We start from the raw sequence: 9,782 nt of genomic DNA, 5'->3' as shown, positions 1-9,782 counted from the left end.
TCGACAGGGTGTAGCTCAGCTTGGTAGAGCGTGTGGTTTGGGTCCACAAGGTCGCTGGTTCGAATCCAGTCACCCTGATTTCAAAGAGGTTCCACCGAATCACTCTTGCTCGCGGGTCCATGCGTTGTAGAGGGCGAAGGCTGCGACGACGATCGAGTGATGGATGGTGCCTGAGCGGAGGAGTCTGGGAGCGTCGCTGAGCGGTGCGAGGACGACTCTGATCTGTTCGTTTTCATCGAGATTCTGAGGCCGATCGAGGCGAGCGTTGCGCACTAAATAGGTATGGACGCGGTTGTTGAGAATCGCAGCATTGCCCGAGATGGCACCGAGCGGGATGGGTGGGTCGCCGACGTATCCGGTTTCCTCCGCCAGTTCGCGCACAGCGGTGGTTGCGGGTTCCTCGCCGGGATCAACGATGCCGCCGGGGATTTCGAGTGAAAGACCAGCCACCCCGAATCGGAACTGTTCGACAAGGACCATGTTTTCATCGGGTGTGATGGCGAGGACATTGACCCAGTCGGGCGAGTTGATGACAGCAAAATTCCCAGAGCGATCGGGTTCTGTCGGGCACGTCCACTGTTGGGATTCGAGGGTGAAGATGCGTGTGGTCGCGAGGGTGGTGCGCGGTCCGGGGATCCAGGGCTCGATTGGGCCGGTGGGCGTCATGGGCGGAGTGTACGGGAGCAGGAAGATGCGCGGGCAAAAAATGGTGGCGGGGTGTTCGTGCTCGGGCATCCCGGTAAGATGTCTACTCGATCGAGGAGCGGGATTTTCCCGCGAGCGTGGTCAATCAAGGAGCGTGGAATGAGAAATGTCTGGTTCTGGAGTGTGTTGGCGGGTCTTGCAGCAAGCGCAGCAGCGATGATTCAGGACAAGCCCGATGCGGGGATGTTCCGGTACCCAGATATCAGCGCCAAGCACATCGCGTTTTCGTACAGCGGGGATATATGGGTTGTTGATCGCATGGGTGGCGAGGCTCGCAAACTGGTGGGGCCTCGGGGTGATGAAGTGCTCGCGCGGTTCAGCCCGGATGGTTCACGCATTGCGTTTGTCGGCAACTACGAGGGCAACTCCGACTTGTACACGATTCCGGTCGAAGGCGGGATCGCGGAGCGTGTGACGTATCACCCGGGGACGGAGATCCTGTGCGAGTGGACGGAGCAGGATGAGTTGCTGTTCTATATGAGCGGGCTTTCGGGGCTCGGGCGCATGACGCAGTTGTTTACCGTCAGTGCTTCGGGCGGGCATCTGACTGAGATGCCAATTCCGTACGGGGCGGTGGGTTCGATCAGCCCTGACGGTGCGTGGTTGGCGTACACGCCGCATACGACGGACAACCGGACGTGGAAGCGCTATCGGGGCGGCATGGCGACAGACATCTGGCTGTACAACCTGAACGACAACACCGCTCGACAGATCACGGACTGGGAGGGAACGGACACCAGCCCGATGTGGCACGGGGGGCGGCTGTATTACCTGTCAGATGATGGTCCGACGCATCGGCTCAATATCTGGGTGTTCGACCCGGCGAGTGGCCGCCGCGAAGCAGTGACGGCGCTGACCGAGTATGACATCAAGGCACCGTCGATCGGGCCTGGCGAGCGTGGCGAGGGTGAGATCATTTTTCAGTTTGGGCCTGAACTGCGCGTACTGAGGCTGGACAATCGGACGATCCGAACTGTGGACGTTCGGATTTCGGGCGATTTTGCCAAGGTGCGTCCGGTCGATGTTGACCCGTCGAATCTCATCACGAGCTGGAGCGTTTCTCCGACGGCCAAGCGTGTTGCGGTGAGTGCGCGCGGGGATGTGTGGACGCTGCCGGCGGAGAAAGGTGCGCCGCGCAACCTGACGCGCACTGACGGCGCTTTCGAGCGCAATCCGACATGGAGCCCGGATGGGCGCTGGATCGCGTATTTCTCGGATGAGACGGGCGAGTACGAGTTGTACATCACGCAATCGGACGGTGCGGGCGAAACGAAGAAACTGACGGACTTTGCGGGCGACAGCAAGCCCACGTTCTTTTACGGCATGTCATGGTCGCCGGATTCGAAGAAGATTGCCTTCACGGACAAGGCGGCGAATGTGTGGATGCTGACGCTGGCGCACGATGACGAGGAAGGTAATGCGGCAGCTGCCAGTGTGTCACATGTCACGCGCGACATGTGGGCCAATCAGCCTTCGATCAGTTGGTCGCATGACAGCCGATGGCTGACATATGCGATTCGGCAGACCGACGAGATGACCGGCTCGGTGTACGTTTATGACACGACGACGAATGAAGAGCACAGAGTGACGAGCGGGTACTTCAACGATTCAGCTCCGGTGTTCGACCGCAAGGGAACGTACTTGTTTTATTCGTCGAATCGCACGTTCAGTCCGACCTATGCGGATATGGATACGACGTTCATTTATTCGGGTACGGAGGTGATGCTGGCGGTGCCGCTCAAGGCGGACGGGAAGTATCCGTGGCTCCCGACGAGCGATGAAGAGACGTGGAAGGATGAAGCCAAGAAGAAGGAAGAGAAGAAGGACGACGCGAAGGACCAGGCCGATGACGGCGAAGGCGCCGATGAAGCCGACGATTCAGCACCAGAGGGCGAGTCGAAAGCAGAGCCTTCATGGAAGGACGATGGCGTGACCGGATTATGGGAGGGCACCGCCAAGGGCGGCGCGCCGCTGCCACCATCTGGCTTGCCGGTCAGTTTTGAGCTGCAGTTGCGCGATGGCAGTAACGTCACAGGATCGATGAGTTCTGCGATGGGTTCAACAACGATTTCGAGCGGCACATGGGACGCGGGTTCGAAGTCGCTGACGCTGACACTGACAATGAACAACGAGACCATCACCTGGAACCTGACGGTCTCGGGCAATTCGATGAGCGGAACGATCAGCGGGGTGATGGGGACTTTCACGTTCGAGGCCAACCGCTCGCGGATCGGTCCGACCGAAGGCGCAGCGGAAGCGGACAAGGCGAAAGATGACAAGGCCGAGAAGGAAGGTGTCGAGATCGACTTTGAGGGCTTCGAGTCGCGTGCGTTCAGGCTTCCGATTGCGTCGGGTCGCTTTGGCGCTCGTGCGGTCAACGACCAGAATCAGTTGATCTACGCGCGGTTCTCGACCGGTGGTTCAGGAGGTTCGAGCGGAATCATGCTCTTTGACATGACCTCGGACGACAAATCGGAGAAGACGGTGTCGGCGGGCGCGGGTGGGTTTGACATGTCGGCTGACGGGAAGAATCTGCTTGTCGTGCGCGGCAGCAGCGCGACGATCCAGAAGGCGAGCGCGGGCAGCAGCGGGAAAGCTGTTTCGACAAGTGGCATGCGAGCGCGTATCGACCCGAGGACGGAATGGTCGCAGATCCTGCGCGACGCGTGGCGGCGGCACCGCGACTTTTTCTATGTGGAGAACATGCACGGCGTAGATTGGCCGGCGGTGTTGACGCGCTATGAGAACATGCTCAAGTACGCGTCGAGCCGCACGGATGTGAGTTTCATCATCGGCGAGATGATCGCGGAACTGAATGTCGGGCACGCGTACTACTGGGGCGGTGACATCGAGACGGCGCCGAGTGTTTCGGTTGGTTTGCTCGGGGTCGATTTCGAGCTTGCGCAGGATGAAGCCGGGAATGCCGGCTATCGCATTGCGAAGATACACGAAGGCGGGCCATGGGATGATGACGCGCGTGGGCCTCTGAGCCTGCCGGGTGTCGATGCGCACGAGGGCGACTTCCTGCTGGCGGTGAATGGCATTGCGATGGATGTTGAGCAAAGCCCGTATGCGTTGTTCCAGGGCATTGCGGGGCGTGCGACGCAACTGACACTGAGCAAGAACGCGGTGCTCGGCGATGATGACGATCGTCGGATTCTGGTCGAGCCGATCGGTTCGGAGCAGGGGCTTCGGACGCGCGCATGGGTTGAAGCCAAGCGTCGTTATGTCGATGAGAAGACTGGTGGCCGTGTCGGATACATCTATGTGCCCAACACGGGTGTAGAAGGGCAGAATGAACTCATCCGCGGGTTCTATGGCCAGTTGAACAAGTCGGCACTGATCATCGACGAGCGGTGGAACGGCGGCGGGCAGATTCCGACGCGATTCATCGAACTGCTCAAGAGGCCTCGGACGAATTACTGGGCTCGGCGCGATGGGCAGGATTGGCCCTGGCCGCCAGACAGCCATCAGGGGCCGAAGGTCATGCTCATCAATGGTCTTGCCGGTTCGGGCGGCGATATGTTCCCCGCGTTGTTCAAGGAAGCGGGGCTTGGCAAACTCATCGGCACGCGAACATGGGGCGGACTCGTCGGCATCACGGGCATGCCCGGGCTTGTCGATGGTGGCTACACCGCGGTTCCGACGTTCGGCTACTACCGTCCGGATGGATCGTGGGGGATCGAAGGTCATGGTGTCGATGCCGATATCGAAGTGATCGACGATCCGTCAATGATGGTCGATGGCGGGGATCCGCAACTCGATGCTGCCATCACGCACATTCTCGAAGAGCTCGAGCGCAGGCCCTATGTCAGGCCAGCACGCCCGGCAAGTCCCGATCGCAGCGGCTTCGGCATCAGCGACACTGATCGGTAAAACGGTTCGCGTCAGGACAATTCCACAGCGCGGAGGGCACGGGCCTTCCGCGTTTTTTTTTGAGCACGAAACTGACGGAGCGTAAATCAGGCGTAGACATCGAGGCTCTGCGAGCGAGCGCTCAGAGCAGATTGCGCATTGTGTGTGTTGGCGGGCGAGGCGATTGAGCGCGATGACGAGAAGGAGACTGAGTCGCCGTCGGCGTTGCGACGAACTGCCGACTCGGAACGTGCAGCAAAGCTCTGGGCTGATGCGGCGCTGATGGGGCGGACAAGCATTGTGGCGCGAACGCGCGAGGCGTCGTTCGCGGGGATTTTCGCGGGTGATGGTCCGATATGTCCCAGAGCGTCGATGGACATGGCTTCACAACTGCCATCGATCGAATCGAGGCGCGACTTGAGCCGGATCGGCTGCGAACGGTGCAGATTCTCTGAACGTGAATCGGCATCTGAGAACCAGAGCGGGCCTCATACGTTGAAGTACTTGGCTTGCGGGTGGTAAACGATGATCGCGCTCGTTGATTGTTCGGGGTCAATCTGCCAGTTCTCGGTCAGGTGGCAACCGATGCGCTCGGGTTCGAGCAGGCGGAAGAGTTTGTCCTGGTCGGCCATTTCTGGGCATGCCGGATAACCGAAGGAGTAGCGGCTGCCGCGGTAGTGCTGTGTGAAGAGGTCGCGGATGCGTGGGCTGTCGTCGTTGCCGATGCCGAGTTCCTGCCGCATGCGTTTGTGCCAGAACTCGGCGAGTCCTTCAGCCGCCTCGACACCCAGGCCATGGAGGTAGAGATACTCGGTGTAGTCGTTGCGTTCGAAGAGTTCGCGCGTGACCTGGCTGATGTGCGAGCCCATTGTGACGCAAGACATGCCGAGCACATCGCGCCTGCCTGCTGCTTCGCACTCGTCGATCGACATGAAGAAGTCGCTGATGCACAGACGGCGTTTGGTGACCTGCCGCGGGAAGGTGAATCGCTCGATCTCACGCGCAGGGTCGTCGGGCGCGAAGACGATCAGGTCGTCGCCATCGGAGGCGCAGGGGTAGTAGCCATAGACGACTGAGGGCTGGAGGATGCGCTGGTCGCGGCATTGAGCCTTGAGACGCTCGTAGATTGGGGTGACGACGTCTTCAAGTTCGCGCTCGTACTGCTCGTCGGTGCGTGATCCCTTTCGGAACTGCCATTGCCCGCGGAAGAGCGCGATCGGGTTGATGAATGGATAGATACCGTCGAGCGCAATTTCGGTGATGACGCGCGAGCCGAGGAATGGAGCCGTCGGGCGTTCGACATCGCGCGCGACGGCGCTGCGCGGGGCGAGTGTCGCGATGGATTCTCCGGTGCTGACCTCGGAGAGTACGGATTCCTCGCTTGCAGCACGCGATTCCTCAGCCTTCTGAATGGCGTCGGCGCGCTTTGACTGGCGCGCGTTGATTTCGGAATCGAGTTCGGTGGCTCGGCCCTGCATGAGAAGGTTCATGATTCGCAGGCCATCGAAGGCGTCCTTGCCATAGAGCAGCTGGCCGTGGTACTGCCTGCGCAGGTGGCCTTCGGCGTAGTGACGCGAGAGGGCCGCGCCGCCGAGAATAAGCGGCACCTTGATGTCCTGCGTGTTGAGTTCGACGATGTTTTCTTCCATGACATGAACGCTCTTGACGAGCAGCCCGGAGAGACCGATCGCATCGGCCTTTGTCTTGCGCCATGCGGCGAGAATGTCGGAAATTGGCTGCTTGATACCGAGGTTGTGAACCGTGTAGCCGTTGTTCGAGAGAATGATGTCAACAAGATTCTTGCCGATGTCGTGGACGTCGCCTTTGACGGTGGCCAGGACGATTGAGCCGCGTGTCTGACCTTCGACGCGATCCATGAGGGGCTCAAGGTGCGCGACTGCGGTCTTCATAACCTCGGCAGACTGGAGCACGAAGGGGAGTTGCATCTGGCCGGAGCCGAAGAGTTCGCCGACGGTCTTCATGCCGTCGAGCAGGTGATCGTTGATGATGTCGAGCGGTGAGTAGACGGCCAGGGCTTCTTCGAGCGCAGCATGCAGTCCGTCACGTTCGCCATCGATGATGTGTGCGCGGAGGCGTTCTTCGAGTGTGAGGGTGCGCGAACTCTTGCGGTGAGAGTCAGCAGTCGTGGCATCCTTGAAGAGCGCGATGAGCCTCTGAAGCGGGTCGAAGTCGATGTCATCGATGCCGGCGGGCAGTCCTGTTCCGCCTCGGCTTTCGTGCCTTCGGTCGTAGATCAGGTCGAGCGCTGCCTGCTTGTGCTCATCTTCAATGCGATTGAGGGGCAGGATCTTGCTCGCGTGGACGATCGCGCTGGTGAGGCCGGCTTCGACAAGCGTATGAAGGAACACGGAGTTGAGCACAACGCGGGCGGGCGGGCGCAGGCCGAACGAAACGTTTGATACTCCGGCTGTGATCTGCACACTTGGGAACGCAGCAGCGATGCGGCGCACACCCTCGACGAGTTCGAGCGCACTGCGGCGATCGGCATCCATGCCGGTCGAGATCGGCAGGACAAGGGGATCGATGAAGATGTCTTCGACGCCGAGGTTGTGAACAGCAGCGGCGCGTTCGATGGCGCGCGTGGCGATCGCGAGTTTGCGGTCGGCGGTGCGCGCCATGGCGGCTTCCTTGTCTTCGTCGATCGTGCCGATGACGAGGGCCGCGCCGTAGCGTTTTGCCAGCGAGCAGACATAGTCGAATTTCTCGATGCCGTCTTCAAAGTTGGCGGAGTTGATGATGCACTTGCCGCCGGTGCGTTGGAGTCCGGCTTCGAGTGTGCGCGTTTGTGTCGAGTCGAGCATGATCGGCGCATCGACCGCGCGGGCAAGGCGTGAGATCAGTTCGGACATGTCCGCAGCATTGTCGCGCCCGGCGTAGTCGACGTTGACATCGAGCACATGCGAGCCTTCGCGCATCTGCTGCTTGGCCATCGAGACCATGCCTTCCCAGTCCTCGGCTTCGAGCAAGTCGCGGAACTTTTTGCTGCCCGAAGCGTTGCAGCGTTCGCCGACGATGAGGAATGACTGATCCTGTCGAAACTCGACTGCGCTGTAGAGCGAGCTGGCAGCGGGGGGTGGAATGGTGACCGTACGCTTGGGCTGCGGGCGTGAGTCGATGAGATCGGCCAGGGCGCGGATGTGCGCCGGTGTCGTGCCGCAGCAGCCGCCGACGATGCTGACGCCTTCGTCATCGATGAATCGTTTCATCGCCTGTGCGAAGGGTTCGGGACTGAGGGGATACACGGTCTTGCCATCGACGAGAGTGGGGAGTCCGGCATTGGGCAGCACGCTGACGAATCCTGGCCAGTGGCGGCAGAGATACGCGACGTGCTCAGCCATTTCGACCGGACCGGTGGCGCAGTTGAGGCCGATGGAAGTAATCGGGTATTGGCGCAGCGCGATCATTGCAGCTTCGATGGTGCTGCCGACGAGCATTGTGCCCATAGTCTCGATCGTGACGCTGACGAGAATGGGCAGATCGTCGATGGGGCAGCGCTTGGCAGCGTCGAGTTCAGCAAGGCAGGCATTGACGACGCACTTGGCTTGGAGGAGGTCCTGCGCTGTTTCGATGAGCAGAGCGTCGGCGCCGCCGGCGATCAGGCCTCGCACCTGCTCGCGGTACGATGCGAGCATGTCATCCCAGGTGATTTGTCCGAGGCTGATGAGTTTGGTGCCCGGCCCGATTGAACCGAGCACGAATCGCGGGCGATCGGGTGTCGAGTGCTGTGCGCACGCAGCCCGGGCAATCTCGGCGCCTTGCTTGCTGAGTTCGAAAGTGCGATCCTGAAGCCCGAACTCGCTGAGCACATGGCGCGCACCGCCAAAGGTGTTGGTCTCGACCGCATCGGCGCCGGCCTCAAGATACCCCTCGTGAATCGACTGGATCACATCGGGCCTGGAGAGGCAGATGACATCGGTGCAGTTCTCGCAGTGGAGATAGTCGCGCTCGAGGTCGAGGTCGCGATCATGAATCTGGGTGCCCATCGCTCCATCGAGGACGAGCACGCGGGAACGGAGAGCCTGAAGAAACGAACTGGTCATGGGGCCGTCTCGGTTGATTGATCCATTCATCCGGATAAACGCAAATGACAATCATGGAACTGTAGGGCAATAAAAAACGCCGAACAAGTGAAGTTCGGCGTTTGGGGATGTTTGCGTTGAACCGGGAGGCTTACTTCTTGCCCTTTTTGAAGTAGTCGCCAGCGAACTTCTTCTGGAACTTCTCGACGCGGCCGGCAGCGTCGACGAACGCCTGCTTACCCGTGAAAAACGGGTGCGAACCGGACCAGACGTCAACATGCATCTCGGGCACGGTGGCTCCGACGGTCATGACGACTTCGCCGTTGTAGTAGACTTTGCAGGACGGGTAGTACGTGGGGTGGCCTTCGCTCTTCATGATCGGTTCCTCCGCCGGCAGATGCCGCAGCGCGGAGAGGACAATAGGCGGGTTGATCTGGACGGGCAAGGTCAGGCGAACTCGAACCACAGGATCTGGGTGTCGGTCGTCGCCCGGATTGTGATCGGGAGCGCGACCTCCAATGTCAAGGCATCCCCCGCTTCTAGGGAGGTGTGATCCTCGGTGGTGGCTTGACCGGTCGCGATATGGACGTACGACCGGCGGGATTTGGCGGGAATCAGGACAATCGAGGCACCGGCTGCGAGATCCGTCACGCGGATTGTGGCATCCTGATTGATGACCAGTGACCCATCGGATCCGGTCGGGGAGGCGATGGTCTGCCACTTATTGTTGCGGCCAGCGCTGTCGAAGTGTTTTTGCTGATAAGCAGGATCGAGGTCACGCTGCGCGGGTCGGATCCAGATTTGCAGCAAGTGGGCGGGTTCGGATTTGGACGCGTTGATTTCGCTGTGCTCGATGCCTCGGCCTGCGGACATGAGTTGAGCGTCGCCGGGGACGATGACGCCGGAGTTTCCGGTGCTGTCAGCGTGTTTGAGACTGCCGGCGAGCATCCAGGTGAGGATTTCCATGTTGTCATGAGGATGGAGGCCAAACCCGGCGCCTGGTGCGACGATGTCGTCGTTGATGACGCGAAGCGGGCCGAAGCCCATGTTGTTGCGGTCGACGTACCGGCCGAACGAAAAAGAGTGCCAACTCTGAAGCCAGTCGAAGTTGGTCTGGCCACGGGAGCGTGCGGGGCGAAGAGTGGGGGAGGTTGCGTTCATTGGATTCCTTTCAGAAGGATT

At 60.4% G+C, this 9,782-nt stretch carries 6 protein-coding genes and 1 tRNA gene; 2 read left to right on the top strand and 5 right to left on the bottom strand.

What is annotated here, in order from left to right; genetic code table 11:
- Positions 1-4: 4 nt before the first annotated feature.
- A tRNA-Pro gene (locus KF757_14195) sits at positions 5-78 on the top strand.
- Between the two features lie 21 nt (positions 79-99).
- On the opposite strand, the gene KF757_14190 is transcribed toward KF757_14195, so the two are convergent.
- Entirely contained in the window at positions 100-666 is a 567-nt protein-coding gene (locus tag KF757_14190) for an NUDIX hydrolase (GenBank protein ID MBX3324126.1), read from the bottom strand.
- Positions 667-804: 138 nt separating this feature from the next.
- Between KF757_14190 and KF757_14185 the strand changes: the two genes are divergently transcribed.
- Positions 805-4,581: a PD40 domain-containing protein gene (locus tag KF757_14185; protein ID MBX3324125.1), complete on the top strand. Its 3,777-nt coding sequence runs from the start codon at positions 805-807 to the stop codon at positions 4,579-4,581.
- A gap of 86 nt (positions 4,582-4,667) precedes the next feature.
- On the opposite strand, the gene KF757_14180 is transcribed toward KF757_14185, so the two are convergent.
- From KF757_14180 to KF757_14165, 4 genes are all read right to left on the bottom strand, one after another.
- Complete coding sequence (locus KF757_14180; GenBank protein MBX3324124.1) at positions 4,668-4,940, bottom strand: hypothetical protein; 273 nt, start codon at positions 4,938-4,940, stop codon at positions 4,668-4,670.
- A 108-nt stretch (positions 4,941-5,048) separates the two neighbouring features.
- Positions 5,049-8,621 (bottom strand): methionine synthase, encoded by a 3,573-nt coding sequence (metH, locus tag KF757_14175; protein MBX3324123.1) that lies wholly within the window; start codon positions 8,619-8,621, stop codon positions 5,049-5,051.
- A gap of 130 nt (positions 8,622-8,751) precedes the next feature.
- Positions 8,752-8,976 carry a 50S ribosomal protein L31 gene (gene rpmE, locus KF757_14170; GenBank protein MBX3324122.1) on the bottom strand — a complete coding sequence of 75 codons (225 nt, stop codon included), beginning with the start codon at positions 8,974-8,976 and terminating at the stop codon, positions 8,752-8,754.
- 71 nt (positions 8,977-9,047) lie between these two features.
- On the bottom strand, positions 9,048-9,761 hold the full coding sequence (locus KF757_14165; GenBank protein ID MBX3324121.1) for a pirin family protein: 714 nt from the start codon (positions 9,759-9,761) through the stop codon (positions 9,048-9,050).
- Between the last annotated feature and the right edge of the window lie 21 nt (positions 9,762-9,782).

It is taken from the genome of Phycisphaeraceae bacterium, assembly GCA_019636795.1.
Lineage (GTDB): Bacteria > Planctomycetota > Phycisphaerae > Phycisphaerales > UBA1924 > JAHBWW01.
This window is presented reverse-complemented; position numbering and strand designations above follow the sequence as displayed.

Excerpts from the sequence above, each read along its gene's own strand:
- rpmE (MBX3324122.1), bottom strand. The coding sequence starts at position 8,976 with ATGAAGAGCGAAGGCCACCCCACGTACTACCCGTCCTGCAAAGTCTAC.
- KF757_14185 (MBX3324125.1), top strand. The coding sequence starts at position 805 with ATGAGAAATGTCTGGTTCTGGAGTGTGTTGGCGGGTCTTGCAGCAAGC.
- KF757_14190 (MBX3324126.1), bottom strand. The coding sequence starts at position 666 with ATGACGCCCACCGGCCCAATCGAGCCCTGGATCCCCGGACCGCGCACC.
- KF757_14180 (MBX3324124.1), bottom strand. The coding sequence starts at position 4,940 with ATGTCCATCGACGCTCTGGGACATATCGGACCATCACCCGCGAAAATC.
- metH (MBX3324123.1), bottom strand. The coding sequence starts at position 8,621 with ATGACCAGTTCGTTTCTTCAGGCTCTCCGTTCCCGCGTGCTCGTCCTC.
- KF757_14165 (MBX3324121.1), bottom strand. The coding sequence starts at position 9,761 with ATGAACGCAACCTCCCCCACTCTTCGCCCCGCACGCTCCCGTGGCCAG.